We start from the raw sequence: 17851 nt of genomic DNA, 5'->3' as shown, positions 1-17851 counted from the left end.
AGTACATGCGATTCGATAAACAAAATTATACAATAACGCGGATAAATCGAACTTACATAGGATCACGCTAACATGAGTATTACGCCCAAATCAGCCTATCGACGAATTTTGCTTAAGCTTAGCGGCGAAGCATTGATGGGAGATGAAGAGTTTGGTATCGACGCTAAGGTATTAGATCGCATGGCGCTCGAAATTAAAGAATTAGTAGAATTGGGCATTGAAGTTGGTTTGGTTATTGGTGGTGGCAACCTGTTTAGAGGCGAAGGCCTTGCCAAAGCGGGTATGAATCGCGTAGTTGGCGATCACATGGGCATGCTAGCCACTGTGATGAATGGCCTTGCTATGCGTGATGCTTTGCATAGAGCCTTTGTAAATGCTCGCCTCATGTCTGCTTTCCCTCTTAACGGTGTATGTGATTCATACAACTGGACTGACGCAATTAGTCTATTGAAAGCAGGACGAGTAGTTATTTTCTCAGCCGGTACTGGCAACCCTTTCTTCACCACTGATTCAGCAGCATGTTTACGCGGTATTGAAATCGAAGCTGACGCTGTACTTAAGGCGACAAAAGTTGATGGTGTTTACAACGAAGATCCGGTTAAAAACCCTGATGCGGTTTTATTAAAGCAAATCAGCTATCAAGAAGTGCTAGAAAAAGAATTGAAAGTGATGGATCTTTCAGCTTTTACTCTTGCTCGAGACCATAATTTACCAATACGTGTATTTAATATGAATAAGCCAGGTTGCCTTAAGAGTGTTGTTTTAGGCGGCGACGAAGGCACCACTATTTGTCATCCAGAAAAAGTAGAAAATAAATAAGGATTACACAACGTGATTGATGAAATTGAAATGGATGCGCAGGAGCGCATGGAAAAAAGTATTGTAGCGCTTCGCAGCCAGCTAAGTAAGATTCGCACAGGTCGCGCTCACCCAAGTTTGCTAGACAGCATTATGGTGCCTTATTACGGCACCAATACGCCGTTAAAACAACTCGCTAATATTGTTGCAGAAGATAACCGGACATTAGCGCTTTCTGTTTTCGACAAGAGCGCAATTCAAGCTGTTGAAAAAGCAATTATGCAATCTGATTTAGGCCTAAACCCTATGAGTGCAGGTGGTGCAATTCGCATCCCAATGCCAGCATTGACTGAAGAGCGCAGGAAAGACTTGATAAAAGTTGTGCGCGCTGAAGCTGAATCAGGCAGAGTCGCCATCCGAAACATTCGACGTGATGCAAACAGCGATATCAAAGAATTACTTAAAGAAAAAGAAGTCAGTGAAGATCAAAGTCGGGCTGGAGAAGAAAACATTCAATCTCTTACCAACGACTTTATCAAGCAGGTTGACAAGATACTTGCTGATAAAGAAAAAGAGCTGATGGAAGTATAGCTCTTGTCTTTGACAAGTATAGAAACGCTCTCAACGCAAGGGCAAATGCCACAACATGTCGCTATCATAATGGATGGCAACGGTCGCTGGGCACAACAAAAAGGAAAGCATCGAACATTTGGCCACAAGGCCGGCGTTGATGCAGTGCGTGATTCCGTTACCTTTGCTCGAAAGCACGGAATCAAGGCACTCACACTGTTTGCTTTTAGTAGCGAGAACTGGAAGCGGCCGGAAGATGAAGTGTCGATCTTGATGGGTCTTTTTGATTTAGTACTTTCCAGAGAGGTTAGTAAGCTCAACAAGAACAATATAAAGCTGAAGGTAATTGGGGACGTGGACGCTTTCAGTGATAAATTGAAAGAAAAAATAAAGAAAGCAGAAGTCCTTACACAAAACAATAACGCATTGACGCTTAATATCGCCGCAAATTATGGTGGGCGATGGGATGTTGTCAACGCGGCTAAGAAAATTTGCAATGAAGTTACTTCTGGCAATATGAGTATCGAAGAAATTGATGAGGCAAGTTTTTCTGACTATACCTCGACGCCTGATATACCTGAGCTAGACTTACTTATTCGCACTGGTGGCGACCATCGTGTGAGTAACTTTCTTCTATGGCAATGTGCATATGCAGAATTTTATTTTTGTGAGACGCTTTGGCCCGATTTCAATGAGACGGTATTTGCTGAAGCCGTTATTGATTACGCTCAACGCCAGCGGCGCTTTGGCCTAACAGGCGATCAGATTACTGCAGATAGTCTTGGAGAGCATAATGCTTAAACAGCGAATTCTCACTGCGATTGTGCTCGCTCCGCTCGCTCTAGCGGCAATACTATATCTCCCCATTGAAGGCTTCAAGTTCGTCATTGCTGGTGTTGTTGCGCTTGGTGCTTATGAGTGGGCCAACATGTCAGGCATTTCTTCTCGCCCTTTTAAAGCTGGCTTCACTGTTATTGTCTCAGCAATTTGTGGCTTACTTATTTTGGCAGTGGATGGTGATAAAATTTGGATTCAAGGTGAGTTAAATTCACTGTATTTTTATATCCTCGCCATTGCGGCTGTGTGGTGGGCAGTTTCGCTGTGTATGATTTTGACTTACCCCAAGTATAGCTCTGGCTGGACAGATAATATAACGATTCGCGCATTTTTTGGTATTCTAACGTTGGTACCCACTTGGGTAGCGATTGTTAGCTTGCGAACAAGTTTGTACGAAGTAGATGACTTGTATGGCGCATCTTTAATCTTTTATGTTCTTGGTATTGTGTGGGCTGCCGATATCGGTGCATTTTTTGTCGGAGTTAAGTTTGGGAAACATAAATTGCGGCCAAATGTATCACCAGGAAAGAGTACCGAGGGTCTGTTCGGTGGTGTGATGGCTTCACTAGCGATCATTGCATTTGCTGCCCTTCATTATCAGGTTGACCCTTCGCGTATTTGGTTGCACTTCATCGTAGGTGTTGTCACGGTGGGTGTATCTGCATTAGGCGACTTAAATGAAAGTATGTTTAAGCGTTGTGCGGGCATAAAGGATAGTGGGAAACTTTTACCCGGTCATGGTGGTGTTATGGATAGAATCGATAGCTTAACCGCGGCGTTTCCAGTTTTTGCCTTTTGTTACGTGTTGTGGATGGCCTAGATTAGCCTTATCAAATGAATTTAAATAAAAGCGATGGTCACAACACTTCATCTAACATGCAAACAGTAACGATACTGGGCGCGACCGGTTCTATTGGGGTTAACACTATTGATGTGATTAATCGTCATCCTGATAAATTTAGAGTGTTCGCTTTAACTGGTCATCGTCAGATTGATAAGTTGATAGCCTTGGCTGAGGTGACTAATCCGCGATATGTCGTAGTTTCTGATGAAGACGCGTTTGCTAAGGCAAAGCAAGTATTATCCAAAAGTAATTGTAAAGCAGAATTACTTGTTGGGAATGAAGCTCTTAATGATGTTTGTCGTGCTGCCGAAGTTGATACAGTCATGTCGGCAATCGTAGGTGCTGCTGGACTGTTGCCGACCATGGCAGCGGTGAAAGCTGGTAAAACTGTATTGCTAGCGAATAAAGAGTCATTGGTGATGTCGGGTGAAATTTTCATCGATGCGGTAAATGAATTCGGTGCAAGTCTTCTGCCAATTGATAGCGAACATAATGCTATTTTTCAATGTTTACCAAGAGATTATCAATATGGGAAAGTTGCTGAGCATGGTATTTCTAAAATATTGCTCACAGGTTCAGGTGGCCCATTTATCGGTTTGAACGCTGAAGAGCTTTCCGAAGTGACACCAGAACAAGCTTGTGCCCACCCCAATTGGGATATGGGACAAAAAATATCAGTGGATTCGGCCTCTATGATGAACAAAGGCTTAGAATTTATTGAAGCAAAATGGCTTTTTGGTCTTAAAGAAAAAGATATTGAAGTTGTATTGCACCCTCAAAGTACCATCCATTCGATGGTTCAATATCTTGACGGTTCAGTAATTGCGCAGATGGGTAATCCAGATATGCGCACTCCTATCGCATACGGTCTGAGTTACCCAAAAAGAATCAGCTCAGGTGTTGAACCTTTAGACTTTTCGACTCTCAAAGACTTTACGTTCAGTCAACCAACCAAAGAAAAGTACCCAAATTTGTATCTGTGTATAGAAGCATGTAAACAAGGTCAGTCAGCGACAACGCGGCTCAATGCGGCAAATGAGGTGGCTGTTGACGCATTTTTACGCAAAGAAATTACATTTACTGATATAGCAAAAGTTAATCAGACTGTATTGGAGACTATCCCTTGTTCAAAAATGACGTCTATACAACAAATACTCGAACATGATGCGTTGGCAAGGGCTAGCGCGAATACTGTGATAAGGGCATTGAGCTAATGAGTGCTTTTATTTGGAACCTATTATCATTTATTGTAGCGCTCGGGATACTGGTAGCTGTGCATGAATGGGGGCATTATTATGTCGCTCGTAAGTGTGGTGTGAAGGTACTGCGTTTTTCCATTGGGTTCGGTAAACCGATTTATCAAAAAATTACGTCGACAGGCATGGAATTTGTGATCGCGGCTATTCCGTTAGGCGGTTACGTAAGAATGTTAGATGGAAGAGTAGATGAAGTAAAAGCTGAAGAAAAACACCTGTCTTTTGATCAACAAAAAGTATGGAAGCGCTTTGCGATTGTAGCAGCAGGACCGGGAGTGAACTTCATTTTTGCCGCGTTCGTGCTCATGATAATGTTAATGATAGGTACACAATATGCCAAACCAATTGTTGGGCAAATAGCTGATAACTCGTATTTTTCGCAGATTAACATTGAGAAAGGTGACAAAATCATCAGGATCGGGAAAAACGAAACGATGGATTGGCAAGCAGTGAACCTAGAATTAATGTCATTTATAGGAAAGTCTGCTATACCACTTGCGGTGCAAACTCCATCGGGGCGTGTTGAAGAATATGTTTTAAGCACATCTGATTGGCGCTTTGATCCTGATCAGCAAAGTATTTTTGAATCTCTTGGGCTTACGCCGTACTCTCCTGAGCCGATCACTACCATCTTCGCAATTGCGCCAGATTCAGCTGCAAGTAGAGCGGGCATCCAAGCAGGAGATAAAATTGTAAAGTTAGATGGAACCTTCGCAGATGAATGGAGCCAAATAGTCGACTATATAGAAAGCCGTCCTTATCAAACTGTTGCAATTGAGGTGCTTAGGGATAGTAATCGTGTCACATTGTCGGCTACAATCGACGCCCGAGAAATTCAAGGACAAGAAAAAGGCTTTTTAGGTGTCGTGCCGCAAACGCAAGCATGGCCCGAAGACTACATCGACAATAACCGAGTAGGGCCTATCGATGCGTTTGTCCAAGGTTGGCAACGCACATGGCGTTTAATGACTGTAAGTGTGGAAATGCTTGGAAAGTTTATTACAGGTGATGTTTCGGTTAAAAATTTGAGTGGGCCGATATCAATCGCTCAAGGCGCTGGGTTGAGTGCTAGTTATGGAATTGTGGCATTTTTGGGCTTTTTAGCGCTTATAAGTGTGAACCTAGGAATAGTTAATTTATTGCCGTTACCGATGCTAGACGGTGGTCATCTTATGTATTTTTGCATCGAGTGGATAACGGGAAAACCGGTCTCAGAGGCGGTTCAGGAAGTTGGGTTTAGAATTGGTGGTGTATTGCTATTTATGTTGATGGCAACCGCGATTTTTAACGATATTTTGCGTATCACCTAACCTAAATAATGTAGTGGAAGAAAATTTTTTAATGAAGTTAAAACAAATATTAGCAGTCTTATTATTAGGTTATTCGAGTGTAGCGCTCTCGCAAGGTAATGCCGAATTCGTAGTTGAAGACATCAAAGTTGAGGGTTTGCAGCGAGTAGCCCTTGGTGCGGCCTTAACTTATTTGCCTGTTCAAGTCGGCGATCAACTTAACCCATTTCGCGTTAGCCAATTGATTCGTTCTTTATATTCTTCAACGCACTTTGAAAAAGTTGAAATACTAAGAGATGGAAATACGTTAATAGTTAGAGTTTCAGAGCGCCCTACAATTAGTAACATCGTGTTTGATGGCAACGATGATATAAAAGATGAGCAGTTACAAGAAAGCCTAGACGGTTCAAACATTCGTATTGGTGAACCGCTTGACCGTACGGTGTTGACGTCGATTGAAAATGGCCTCAAAGACTTCTTTTATAGTATCGGTAAGTATAATGCCGATGTTAGCGCCATTGTTACGCCTCTTCCTCGAAACCGAGTTGACTTGAAATTGTTGTTTGAGGAAGGTGACTCGGCAGAATTGCAGCAAATTAATATTGTTGGAAACGAAGTGTATGATGACCAAGAATTGCTGTCCCAGATGGAATTACAATTTGGTACTCCTTGGTGGGATTTCATGTCCGAAACGCGTTATCAACAGCAAACGCTGTCGGGAGACATGGAGACGATCACCAGTTATTACAAAGATCGCGGCTACCTAAGGTTTGAAATCGAATCTACTCAAGTATCAATGACACCCGAAAAAGACGGAATATATGTGACCCTTAATGTAAATGAGGGGGAGCAATATAATGTGTCGGAAGTTGAGTTGATAGGTGATTTACTAGGTTTTGAAGACTTTATTAGCTCTGTACTGCCAATAAAGTCTGGCGATATGTATAACCAAGCGGAAGTAACATATACAGAAGAGTTTATAAGCAAGTATTTAGGGCGATTTGGTTATGCTTATCCGACCGTCACGACAATCCCAGACATTAATGAAGAAGATAAAACCGTCAAGTTGTCATTGTCAGTTGATCCGGGTAAGCGAATTTATGTTCGCCGAATCAACTTTAAAGGCAATACCATTACTGCTGACGAAGTATTACGTCAAAATGTAAGTCAGTTGGAAGGAACTTGGCTGTCAGAACCTTTATTAGAGAGTTCAAAATCAGCGTTATCTCGCCTGACATATATGGAATCAGTGGAATTTGAAACGCTGCGCATACCGGGTGTCGATGATAAAGTTGACGTCGATTTTACCGTTAAAGAGCAGCCTTCAGGCTCATTTAATGCGGGAATCGGATATGGTGATAATACGAAATTGAGCCTTAATGCTGGTATCCAACAAGATAACTTCTTGGGCACGGGTAAGCGAATTGGCGTAAACCTTTCAACCGTTTCTTATCAAAAATCGGCTCAAATCAGTTACACAGACCCCTATTTTACAATCGATGGCATTAGTTTGGGTGGCTCGATCGGTTACAGTGAATTCGATGGCGGTGATTTTGGTATCATACAATACGACAGTAAGCGCTATTCGGTCGGCGCAAATATTGGCTACCCCATCAACGAAGTTAACCGCATTAACTTTGGTTTGACATACGCAAATGTTGAGTTGTTTGCACAAAGCAATGCGTATGAGCAAACAACGCGCTTCTATGACCAATTTAGAGATCCAAATGACCCAGACGCTTCAATTAAGTATCAAAGTTTCCTTGCTTCTGTTTCATGGCGTCGTTCAACACTAAATAGAGGTCTATTCCCGACTGACGGGTCATCTCAAAATGCCTCGTTTAGCATCACAACACCGAACTCTGACGTTAACTATTTTAAATTCATTGCGGATACCAAGTTTTATTTTCCATTATCTCGTAATCAACGTTGGTCATTTTTAGCGCGCATGCGTTTAGGGTATGGTAACGGTTATGGAACTAATGAAGGTATCGATCAAATATTACCGTTTACCGAAAACTTCACTGCTGGTGGTGCTGATACATTACGTGGATTTGAAAACAACACGGTTGGTCCTAGAGGGGTCCAGCGCTCTGCTTCTTCAGTGATAACAGGTCCAAATGGTCTTCCTATAATAGGTAGCCCTGACACTGACCGAATTGCACTTTCAAGCAGAAGCCTAGGGGGCAACGCAATGGCGTTAGGAGGTTTAGAGTTAATTGTTCCTACACCATTCATGGACGTTGAATTAGACAATTCAGTTCGTACTAGTATATTTTTTGATATCGGTAATGTTTGGGACACCGAATTTGATTACGACTCAATTAAAGATCTAGAATATGTAAGAACTCTCAACTCTCAGCCAGAAGCATTGGGTGATTATAGCGATTGGAAACAATTTAGAAGTTCTGCTGGTATTTCGGTACAATGGATATCACCGATGGGTCCTATGGTGTTTAGCTTCTCAAGAGCGATAAATGAAAGAGACGGAGATAATCCAAAGTTCTTCACATTTAATATAGGCTCAACATTTTAAACCGTATATTGAGCAATCACTTACACAAACATTATAGCGCTCAAAGAAGAGCAAATAATAAAAATAACAGAATTTAAAGATAGGAGTTTCCTTTGAAAACATTTACTAAAACACTATTAGCTGGCGCATTTTTGAGTGCTTCTTTGGTTAGCGCGCCTGTGATGGCAGAACAAAAGATTGCAGTTGTTGATGTGCAAGCAGTCATTCAATCTTTGCCGCAACTAGCTGATATCCAAGTTCGCATTCAAGAAGAGTTTAAAGACCAAATTCAAGCAGTGAATAGTAAGCAAGAAGAGTTTAATTTCCTAGTACAAAAGCTTCAACGTGAATCTGCGACAATGTCTGAAGATGAGCAAAAAGCCCTCCAAGAGCAGATCATCGCACTTCGTGACGAGTTGCAGCAAACTGGACAACCTCTGCAGCAAAGCATTGAGCGTCGCCAAGGTGAAGAACGCAACAAGCTATTGGGACTTATCAAACAAGCTATCGACGGTATTGCGGCAAAAGAAGATTATGACATGGTGTTAAACGCAACGGCGGTTCCATTCGCTAAAACAGAACACGACATTTCTCAGAAAGTACAAGAACAAGTCAGTAAAGCTAAGTAACGCTAATATCTACGCTAGTAAATGTAGCGAGACGAACGTTAAAGAAAATAATCAGGCCAACATTGCGTTGGTCTGATTTGTTTTTACGACAATAGCGCGTATCTTACGCGTCCGTTTTACACGCTTACTGGTACATGCATGTACCATTGCCATTGCGGCTTTAAGGAGAAATTTTGGCAAACTCATTGAATTCTATCGAAATATGCGAAATCATGGATCTACTTCCGCATCGCTATCCATTTTTACTGGTAGATCGCGTCACTGACTATGAAGTTGAAAAATCGATTAGTGCATATAAAAACATTACAATTAATGAGCCTTGCTTCACAGGCCATTTCCCAGGGCAACCGATTTTTCCGGGGGTTTTGATATTAGAGGCGCTGGCGCAAGCGGCCGGGGTTCTTGGATTTAAGAGTATGGGTGCAAGTGATAAGCTTTATTTATTTGCTGGTGTTGACAAAGCAAGATTCAAAAGGCCTGTTGTACCTGGAGATAGACTTCAACTTGATGTTGAAATCATCAAAGAACGTCGTGGAATATGGAAGTTCTCAGGCATTGCTTCTGTTGATGGTGACGAGGTGTGTGTCGCCGAGTTCATGTGTGCTATGAGAGATATGTGATGATACATCCTTCTGCTATCGTTTCTGAGAATGCGAAAATTGGTGACAATGTTACCATTGGCCCGTTTTGTCTTGTTGGTGATCACGTCGAAATTGGTGACAACTGCGAACTGAAGTCGCATGTCGTGATTAAAGGTCACACAAAAATCGGCAGAAACAATGTGTTCTTTCAGTTTTGCTCTATCGGTGAAGACTGTCAGGATAAGAAATATGCAGGCGAAACAACTTACCTTGAAATAGGCGATGATAATGTTTTTCGTGAGTCTTGCTCAATTCATAGAGGCACTACCCAAGATCAAAGTTTAACAAAAATTGGTAGCCGTAATTTGATGATGGTGAATACGCACCTTGCGCATGATTGTATGGTCGGTGATGATAATATTTTTGCGAATAATGCAACTGTTGCTGGGCATGTACACATAGGTGATTTTGTTATATTGGGCGGTATGACGGCGGTTCATCAGTTCTGTCATATTGGCTCTCACGCTTTTACCGGAGGTGGTGCGGTTATTCTCCGAGATGTCCCTCCCTATGTAATGGTAAGTGGACTGAAACACATTCCGCAAGGCATAAATTCGGAAGGGTTAAAGCGTAGAGGATTTTCGTCAGATGCCGTAATGGCAATAAAACGGGCTTATAAAACGATTTATCGCAAAGGCTATACAACTGATGAGGCTTTAGAAGAGCTATCACAAATGACTGAAGCGCATCCAGAAGTCGAAATACTTCATATTTTTCTTCAAAGCGCTAAGCGCGGTATTATCCGTTAATTTTATATCTTTAACACCTTATAAAAGCCAGAGGCCTTGATGACAGTAAAACGTATCGCAATCATAGCGGGCGAGCCATCAGGGGATGTGTTAGCCGCCGGTGTAATCAGAGAGCTTAAGTTGCTTTACCCTGACGCTGTATTTGAAGGTATTGGTGGCAAGCATATGCAAGCCGAAGGTTTTGTTTCGTTATATGATATGGATTCGCTTTCAGTCATGGGTTTGGTAGAAGTTTTAAAGCATTTACCTACCCTGTTATCAATTAGAAAGAGTATCAAACAGCACTTTGTCAATAATCCTCCAGACGTATTTGTAGGCGTTGATGCTCCAGACTTTAACCTTTCGATAGAAACCTATTTAAAGAAACAAGGCATCAAAACTGTCCATTATGTTTCTCCAACGGTGTGGGCGTGGCGAGAAAAGCGAATTTATAAAATCATAAATGCATGTGACTTAGTCTTAGGAATATTTCCTTTCGAAAAAGCGATATATGACAAATATAAACACTGCTACCAATATGTAGGTCATACCATGGCCGATGCAATCGATATTTCCCCGGACTTTAATTCTTTTAGAGAAATGTTTTCGTTAAAAATGGAGCAGAAGTGTTTAGCTCTTTTGCCGGGTAGTCGAGCTAAAGAGGTGGCTAGCTTGTTACCTGTTTTTTTACAAACAGCCACTCTGCTAATCAAAAAACTCGGACTTGACAAGAGTGAGCACTTAAAGGTAATCATTCCTGCCGCTAATAAGGCGCGTGCATCACAAATCCATTCAATTATTGAAGCAAGCGATACACCTTTTGATTTACAGGTGACAGAAAAGAGTGCTCGGGAAGTTATGCTTGCAAGTGATGCAGTGCTTCTTGCGTCCGGGACCGCGTCACTAGAGGCTATGCTATGCAAAAAGCCGATGGTGGTTACTTATAAAATGTCTACTTTGACTTATAAAATCATGAAGCGGCTTTACAAACCTAACTATTTTGCATTGCCCAATATTTTAGCTGATAAACTACTGGTACCTGAGTTGCTGCAAGAAGATGTCAACCCAGAATTAATGTGTAAACAACTTGCTTTGTATTTGAATGATGAATACAAGCTCACCCAATTACCAAAACTTATTGATGAGTTTAATAATATTCATAGCCGACTTAGATTGGGTGCAGATAAGAAGTCTGCAGAGGCAATTCAGCGTTTATTAGAGAATACAGCTAAATGAACACAACAAATATAGCTGGTGTAGATGAGGTCGGCAGAGGCCCGCTAGTGGGTGATGTAGTTACGTGTGCCGTTATTTTAGATCCCAATAAACCGATTCTGGGTTTGCGAGATTCAAAAAAATTAACTGAAAAGAAACGTAATTTTCTGTTTAACGAAATTAAGCAAAACGCGTTATCATGGAATATAGGCATTGCCACTCCTAAAGAAATAGACCAGCTCAATATATTGCATGCGACAATGTTGGCGATGACACGCGCGGTCGATGGATTGAATGTAAGGCCCGATCATGTCTTAGTGGATGGCAATCGCGTGCCAGACTGGTCATATTCAAGCGAAGCAGTCGTCAAGGGAGACGATAAGTTCGAGCAAATTTCTGCTGCATCCATCGTTGCGAAAGTGTTTCGCGATGAACAGATGAATGAACTTCATTTAATGTATCCAGAGTATGGATTTAATAAACACAAAGGTTACCCGACTAAAGCGCATTTTGAAGCGATAAATGAGTTTGGTCCATTGTGGTGTCATCGTACAAGTTTCAAGCCCGTCAAAGAGGCGCTTGAAAAGTTTGAGGGGCTGATAAGAGCTCCCAAAAAATTAAAATAATAAGAGGTTATCGCGTGTCATCAGCTTTTGTTCATTTGCGTGTCCACAGTGATTTTTCAATGATGGATGGCCTAAATAAGGTCAAGCCAATATTGAGCAAAACCGCCGAGTTAAATATGCCGGCAATTGCAATCACCGACCAAATGAATATGTGTGGTCTCGTTAAATATTACTCAAATGCGTTTTCAATGGGTATAAAACCCATTATTGGTTGCGATATTTGGTTACTCTCTGATATCTGCCAAGGCGAAATCACCAGGCTGACCTTATTAGCTCAAAATATTGAGGGCTATAAAAACATCACTTTATTGATATCAAAAGCATATCAGCAGGGGCATGTTGATCATAAGGTAGTAGTTTGCCAAAAATGGTTAGAAGAGCATAACGAAGGCGTAATTGTATTATCTGGGGCTACAAAAGGTGATTTAGGCATTTCTTTGACCAAAAACAATCAAGAGGATGCGCTCAAAGCCGCAAACTTCTTTAAGCGTTATTTTCCAGACCGTTATTATATTGAATTGGTCAGAACAGGCCGCGATGGTGAAGAAGACTACGTGCATCGTGCCGTTGAATTTGCACTAGCCAATGATCTTCCGGTAGTTGCAACTAACGAAGTCTGCTTTAATGAACCAGAGGGTTTTGACCCACATGAAGTCAGAGTCTGTATCAGTGAGGGCTATACGCTAGCCGATCCTAGACGACCAAAAAATTACAGCGAACAGCAATATATGCGAAGCGCTGAAGAGATGTGCGAACTGTTCAGTGATGTTCCTGAAGCATGCGAAAACACAATCGAAATAGCCCGCCGATGCAATGTTGAAATAAGACTGGGAGAGTATTTTTTACCTCAATTTCCAACAGGTGAAATGACAACCGAGGACTTCTTGGTCAAAGTTTCCGAAGAAGGCTTAGAAAGGCGACTGGCTAAACTATTCCCAGATGAAGAAGCGCGCAAAGAAAAACGTCCCGAATACGACGAACGCTTAGCGATCGAACTGGAAGTTATTAACCAAATGGGCTTCCCTGGTTACTTCCTGATCGTGATGGAATTTATTCAATGGAGTAAAGACAATGGTATTCCTGTTGGCCCCGGTCGCGGATCTGGCGCGGGTTCATTAGTTGCTTATGCCTTGGATATTACCGACCTTGATCCCCTAGAATTTGACTTGCTGTTTGAGCGTTTTCTCAACCCAGAACGTGTTTCTATGCCTGATTTTGACATCGATTTTTGCATGGACAGACGTGATGAGGTGATCGATCACGTTGCAGATATCTATGGACGTGACGCGGTATCGCAAATCATCACCTTCGGAACAATGGCCGCCAAAGCCGTCATTCGAGACGTTGGCCGAGTCCTTGGTCATCCCTATGGGTTTGTCGATAGAATATCTAAACTTGTCCCACCTGATCCGGGCATGACATTATCAAAAGCATTCGAAGTTGAGCCTAGACTGCCAGAGCTTTATGACGAAGACGAAGAAGTAAAAGACCTAATTGATACCGCGCGTTTCCTTGAGGGAGTCACACGAAATGCAGGAAAACACGCGGGTGGAGTTGTTATATCACCAACCACGATTACCGATTTTTCACCGCTTTATTGTGACGATGAAGGTAAAAATCCTGTCACCCAGTTTGATAAAAATGATGTCGAAACAGCCGGCCTCGTGAAGTTTGACTTTTTAGGTCTACGTACATTGACGATTATCCAATGGGCATTGGATATGGTTAAAGAGGTACAGGGTAAAGAGATTGATATCTCGCAAATTCCACTAGAAGACCCACGTTCTTTTACTGTTTTACAAAACGCAGAAACCACCGCAGTATTCCAGCTGGAATCTCGCGGTATGAAAGACCTTATTAAGCGGCTCAAGCCTGACTGTTTTGAAGACATTATTGCACTTGTAGCGTTGTTTAGACCGGGGCCATTGCAATCAGGCATGGTTGATAACTTCATTGACCGTAAACACGGCAGAGAAGAAATCTCGTTCCCAGATGCTGAATACCAACACGAGTGTCTTAGGGAAATACTAGAGCCTACCTACGGCATTATTTTATACCAAGAGCAAGTCATGCAAATCGCGCAAGTGATGTCTGGTTATTCTCTTGGCGGCGCTGATTTGTTACGCCGAGCAATGGGTAAGAAAAAGCCCGAAGAAATGGCTAAACAACGCGCTTCATTTCAAGACGGTGCGGCTAATAACAACATTGAGCCAGACCTTGCTGCCAAAATCTTTGACTTAGTTGAAAAGTTTGCGGGCTACGGCTTTAATAAATCTCACTCCGCTGCCTATGCACTGGTGTCATATCAAACACTCTGGTTAAAAGCTCATTATCCTGCTGAATTCATGGCCGCGGTAATGTCAGCGGATATGGATAACACGGATAAAATCGTGACCCTAGTGGACGAGTGTAGCAATATGGGCTTAACTATTTTGCCACCTGACTTAAATGCGGGGCAATATAAATTCACGGTTAATGAACACGGCGAAATTGTCTATGGTATTGGCGCAATAAAAGGCGTGGGTGAAGGCCCAGTCGAAGCCATTATTCAAGCGCGTGAGCAACAAGGTAAATTTGACGATTTATTTGATTTTTGCGCAAAGGTCGACGTTAAAAAAGTCAATAAACGCGTGTTAGAAAAACTCGTATTAGCGGGAGCAATGGATACCTTTGGCACGCACAGAGCATCACTGCTTGCTTCAATTAAAAATGCCTTAGATGCCGCCAGTCAACAAGCCAAAAATAATCTTTCTGGGCAGACTGACCTATTTGGTCTAGCGGTCGAAAGCGATGAAGTTGAAGCGGCATATGCTCAAGTAGCACAATGGTCTGAAAAAGTTCGCTTAGACGGTGAAAAAGAGACATTAGGCTTGTATCTAACCGGCCACCCAATCAATCAATATTTACGCGAAGTTAAGCATTATGCTGATTTGCGCATTAATGACTTAAAACCCACTAACAAAGACAATGCCGTGTCGACTTGTGGTTTGGTGCTCAGTGTCAGAGTGATGGTGAATAAAAAAGGTCGTCGTTGGGGGATCGTAACACTAGACGATAAGTCGGGTCGCATGGATGTGCGCTTTTACCCAGACGTGTTTGAACAATATGAATCAATCTTGAGTTCAGACCAATTATTATGGGTCAGCGGACAGGTCAGCTTTGATGAATTCTCTGGGCAAAATACAATAAACGCCAGAGATGTAATGACATTGATGCAAGCGCGTGAAAAATACGCCAAATATTTGAGTTTAAAACTGCCACAAGAGTTGTGCAGTGTCTCGGGTATCGCTAAGCTACAAGGTATTTTACAAGACTACAGCAATGGAACTTGTCCACTAAGAATTCAACTTAAGCACACTGATGCTCAAGTTGATATTAACGCCGGTGCAAAATGGTATGTACAACCAGAAGACCAATTACTGAGCGATTTATCGCATATGCTAGGCGCTGAACAAGTCGAATTAATATTTAATTAAAGTGGAAATAAGATAACCACTTAACACAATCAGGATTACTCATGAGTTTACAATTTTTGGATTTTGAACAGCCAATTGCTGAATACGAAGCCAAAATAGAAGAGCTGCGCATCATCAACCAAGGTGGTGAGTTTGATGTGAGCATTGAAGAAGAGATTTCTCGCTTACGTGAAAAAACAGCTGAGTTAACTAAAAAGATCTTCAATGGTTTAGGTGTTTGGCAAATTAGCCAGATTGCACGTCATCCTATGCGTCCATACACCCAAGACTATATTGACAGATTAGTCACCGAGTTTGATGAATTAGCTGGTGACCGTGCCTATGCGGATGACAAAGCTATTATTGGTGGCATTGCTAAATTAGACGACATTCCAGTGATGATCATCGGCCATCAAAAAGGTCGAGACACGCAAGAAAAAATAAAACGTAACTTTGGTATGCCTAAACCTGAAGGGTACCGCAAAGCTTTACGGTTGATGAAAATGGCTGAGCGATTCAACCTACCTATCATTACTTTCATTGATACCCCTGGCGCTTATCCTGGCGTGGGCGCCGAAGAGCGTGGTCAAAGTGAAGCGATCGCGATGAACCTAAAGGTAATGGCAGAGTTAACTGTGCCCATTATCTGCACAGTGATTGGCGAAGGTGGTTCTGGCGGTGCATTAGCCATTGGTGTGGGCGATAGAGTCAACATGTTGCAGTATTCTACCTACTCGGTTATTTCCCCAGAAGGCTGTGCTTCTATCCTATGGAAGAGCGCTGAAAAAGCATCTGTCGCCGCGGAAGCTATGGGCGTCAGTGCACCTCAAATAAAAGAGCTTGGCTTGATAAACAGTATCGTTGAAGAACCTCTTGGCGGGGCTCACCGAAATTATGATGGCATGGCCGCTAACCTAAAAGCGTGTATCAAACAACAGTTAGCTCAGCTTTCAAGTTTACCGACTGAAACGCTATTAGAAGAACGCTACGAAAGACTGATGTCTTTTGGGTATTGCTAAGCGTGTTCTGTGTAAGTTAGCGTTCTACACTGCACTTAATTTATAAGAAAAAAGCTAAAATATGTCTAAACACGATGCTCTACTAAAAATCTTAGCTCAGAGCATAGACGATAATGTCAGACATATTTGTGTGGCATACAGTGGCGGCATTGATTCGAGCGTATTACTTGATCTTTGCCATCGCTACATTTCGGACACCTCATCAAGTGAAGCGATCAAACTAAGCGCACTGCATATAAATCATGGCATTAGCAAGCATGCCGATGCTTGGCAAACTCATTGTCAGCAAGTGTGTAACACACTAAATATCGACTTTTATAGTGTGTCTGTGCAGGTTAAAGCTAAAGCAAGAAATAGCCTTGAAGCGCTTGCAAGAGACGCTCGTTATCAGGCGATTAACGATTGGGCTGATAAACATTTTGCGAGCCTCAAGGAAAAAGGCATCGTGTTACTTGGGCAGCACCAAGACGACCAAGCAGAAACCTTCTTACTTCAGTTAAAACGGGGAAGCGGTGTAAAAGGCTTGGCAAGTATGCCCGCACAATTTACGAGTCCTCAAGGGCATTGGTTTGCTCGCCCTTTGCTTTCAGTCTCTCAAGCACTCATAAATGACTATGCGCAAAGTTATGAGCTTGCGTACATCGAAGATGATTCTAATAAAGATGTGCGTTTTGACCGCAATTTTTTGAGAAAAGACGTACTTCCAATCATTAATAAAAGGTGGCCCTCGTTTTCAAAAACAGTCTCTAGAACGGCTTTACTTTGTCAGCAACAAAGCCAACTAGTTGAGGTATTTGCTCGACAAACACTATATGGATTTAGTCAGGAAGCACAATCAGCAGCGATACTCAGTCGATACGAACATGCACTACTTGAAATAGATAAATTACTTTCGATTGATGTGCTATTACAGTCTGAAGTATTAAGAGTATGGCTTGGTGACAATCAGGTGTTTCCGAGTTTTGCTCAATTAAATGAAGCGCTCTCTTTGTGCCATGCAGCAGAGGATGCACAACCAGAAGTCATAGTGTCTAACAGACGTCTAAAACGCTTTGATGGTTATCTGGTTATCGTGACCAAAACTGAGAAACCATTATTAGGGCAAACGATCGAACACCTTCCTTTTGAATATAGGCACTCGCTATTTGGGTTTAGCGTAAAACTTGGTAAGTTAGATAGTGATCAACTTGAACAGGCAAATAAAAGTAGCTATCAACTCGAGTATGCAAGCTTAAGCGCAAAGATAAAAGTGCAGGCCAATCGACCATCAAAATCGATAAAACAGTGGTGTAAGGAATACAAAGTCCCCCCTTGGTATCGAGCTACATTGCCAATGGTCATTCGTGAAAGCGAAATAAAAGCAATCGTATTGGCTGATCGCGTATTGAATGTTGTTGGCAGTGAGCTATGCGTCGAGAAGACTTAAAAA

15 protein-coding genes are annotated in these 17851 nt (G+C 42.1%); all 15 read left to right on the top strand.

The annotated features are described in order from the left end of the window. Positions 1 to 72 precede the first annotated feature (72 nt). Positions 73 to 819, top strand: coding sequence for a UMP kinase (pyrH, locus tag KUL10_RS07125; protein ID WP_110428224.1), 747 nt, complete (start codon positions 73 to 75; stop codon positions 817 to 819). A gap of 12 nt (positions 820 to 831) precedes the next feature. Further along, a complete protein-coding gene (frr, locus tag KUL10_RS07120; RefSeq protein ID WP_110428223.1) occupies positions 832 to 1389 on the top strand; it encodes a ribosome recycling factor in 558 nt (185 codons plus the stop codon). Positions 1390 to 1434: 45 nt separating this feature from the next. Beyond that, positions 1435 to 2169 (top strand): polyprenyl diphosphate synthase, encoded by a 735-nt coding sequence (gene uppS, locus KUL10_RS07115; RefSeq protein ID WP_110428413.1) that lies wholly within the window; start codon positions 1435 to 1437, stop codon positions 2167 to 2169. After that, entirely contained in the window at positions 2162 to 3025 is an 864-nt protein-coding gene (locus KUL10_RS07110) for a phosphatidate cytidylyltransferase (protein WP_110428222.1), read from the top strand. Before uppS ends, KUL10_RS07110 begins: the two co-directional genes overlap by 8 nt. Before the next feature lie 56 nt (positions 3026 to 3081). Next, positions 3082 to 4263, top strand: coding sequence for a 1-deoxy-D-xylulose-5-phosphate reductoisomerase (gene ispC, locus KUL10_RS07105; protein ID WP_110428412.1), 1182 nt, complete (start codon positions 3082 to 3084; stop codon positions 4261 to 4263). Then, positions 4263 to 5615 (top strand): sigma E protease regulator RseP, encoded by a 1353-nt coding sequence (gene rseP, locus KUL10_RS07100; protein WP_110428221.1) that lies wholly within the window; start codon positions 4263 to 4265, stop codon positions 5613 to 5615. The genes ispC and rseP overlap by 1 nt, the downstream gene beginning before the upstream one ends. Before the next feature lie 31 nt (positions 5616 to 5646). Continuing rightward, entirely contained in the window at positions 5647 to 8130 is a 2484-nt protein-coding gene (gene bamA, locus KUL10_RS07095) for an outer membrane protein assembly factor BamA (RefSeq protein WP_110428220.1), read from the top strand. A 92-nt stretch (positions 8131 to 8222) separates the two neighbouring features. Beyond that, positions 8223 to 8738 carry an OmpH family outer membrane protein gene (locus tag KUL10_RS07090; protein WP_110428219.1) on the top strand — a complete coding sequence of 172 codons (516 nt, stop codon included), beginning with the start codon at positions 8223 to 8225 and terminating at the stop codon, positions 8736 to 8738. Positions 8739 to 8911: 173 nt separating this feature from the next. Then, on the top strand, positions 8912 to 9358 hold the full coding sequence (fabZ, locus tag KUL10_RS07085) for a 3-hydroxyacyl-ACP dehydratase FabZ (RefSeq protein WP_110428218.1): 447 nt from the start codon (positions 8912 to 8914) through the stop codon (positions 9356 to 9358). After that, the gene (lpxA, locus tag KUL10_RS07080) at positions 9358 to 10128 is read left to right on the top strand and encodes an acyl-ACP--UDP-N-acetylglucosamine O-acyltransferase (RefSeq protein WP_110428217.1); all 771 of its coding nucleotides are present in this window, start codon (positions 9358 to 9360) and stop codon (positions 10126 to 10128) included. The genes fabZ and lpxA overlap by 1 nt, the downstream gene beginning before the upstream one ends. 39 nt (positions 10129 to 10167) lie before the next feature. Beyond that, positions 10168 to 11343, top strand: coding sequence for a lipid-A-disaccharide synthase (gene lpxB, locus KUL10_RS07075; protein ID WP_110428216.1), 1176 nt, complete (start codon positions 10168 to 10170; stop codon positions 11341 to 11343). Then, positions 11340 to 11948 (top strand): ribonuclease HII, encoded by a 609-nt coding sequence (gene rnhB / locus KUL10_RS07070; protein WP_110428215.1) that lies wholly within the window; start codon positions 11340 to 11342, stop codon positions 11946 to 11948. The genes lpxB and rnhB overlap by 4 nt, the downstream gene beginning before the upstream one ends. 14 nt (positions 11949 to 11962) lie before the next feature. Further along, complete coding sequence (gene dnaE, locus KUL10_RS07065; protein ID WP_110428214.1) at positions 11963 to 15424, top strand: DNA polymerase III subunit alpha; 3462 nt, start codon at positions 11963 to 11965, stop codon at positions 15422 to 15424. A gap of 41 nt (positions 15425 to 15465) precedes the next feature. Continuing rightward, positions 15466 to 16422: an acetyl-CoA carboxylase carboxyl transferase subunit alpha gene (accA, locus tag KUL10_RS07060; RefSeq protein WP_110428213.1), complete on the top strand. Its 957-nt coding sequence runs from the start codon at positions 15466 to 15468 to the stop codon at positions 16420 to 16422. 61 nt (positions 16423 to 16483) lie between these two features. Next, complete coding sequence (tilS, locus tag KUL10_RS07055; RefSeq protein WP_110428212.1) at positions 16484 to 17848, top strand: tRNA lysidine(34) synthetase TilS; 1365 nt, start codon at positions 16484 to 16486, stop codon at positions 17846 to 17848. Positions 17849 to 17851: the final 3 nt, after the last annotated feature.

Source organism: Glaciecola sp. KUL10, assembly GCF_003203515.1.
GTDB lineage: Bacteria > Pseudomonadota > Gammaproteobacteria > Enterobacterales > Alteromonadaceae > Glaciecola.
This window is presented reverse-complemented; position numbering and strand designations above follow the sequence as displayed.

Bases quoted from the DNA above. Each gene is read 5' to 3' on its own strand.
- KUL10_RS07110 (WP_110428222.1), top strand. From the start codon at position 2,162: ATGCTTAAACAGCGAATTCTCACTGCGATTGTGCTCGCTCCGCTCGCT.
- rseP (WP_110428221.1), top strand. From the start codon at position 4,263: ATGAGTGCTTTTATTTGGAACCTATTATCATTTATTGTAGCGCTCGGG.
- uppS (WP_110428413.1), top strand. From the start codon at position 1,435: ATGCCACAACATGTCGCTATCATAATGGATGGCAACGGTCGCTGGGCA.
- ispC (WP_110428412.1), top strand. From the start codon at position 3,082: ATGCAAACAGTAACGATACTGGGCGCGACCGGTTCTATTGGGGTTAAC.
- pyrH (WP_110428224.1), top strand. From the start codon at position 73: ATGAGTATTACGCCCAAATCAGCCTATCGACGAATTTTGCTTAAGCTT.
- accA (WP_110428213.1), top strand. From the start codon at position 15,466: ATGAGTTTACAATTTTTGGATTTTGAACAGCCAATTGCTGAATACGAA.
- rnhB (WP_110428215.1), top strand. From the start codon at position 11,340: ATGAACACAACAAATATAGCTGGTGTAGATGAGGTCGGCAGAGGCCCG.
- lpxB (WP_110428216.1), top strand. From the start codon at position 10,168: ATGACAGTAAAACGTATCGCAATCATAGCGGGCGAGCCATCAGGGGAT.
- bamA (WP_110428220.1), top strand. From the start codon at position 5,647: ATGAAGTTAAAACAAATATTAGCAGTCTTATTATTAGGTTATTCGAGT.
- lpxA (WP_110428217.1), top strand. From the start codon at position 9,358: ATGATACATCCTTCTGCTATCGTTTCTGAGAATGCGAAAATTGGTGAC.
- tilS (WP_110428212.1), top strand. From the start codon at position 16,484: ATGTCTAAACACGATGCTCTACTAAAAATCTTAGCTCAGAGCATAGAC.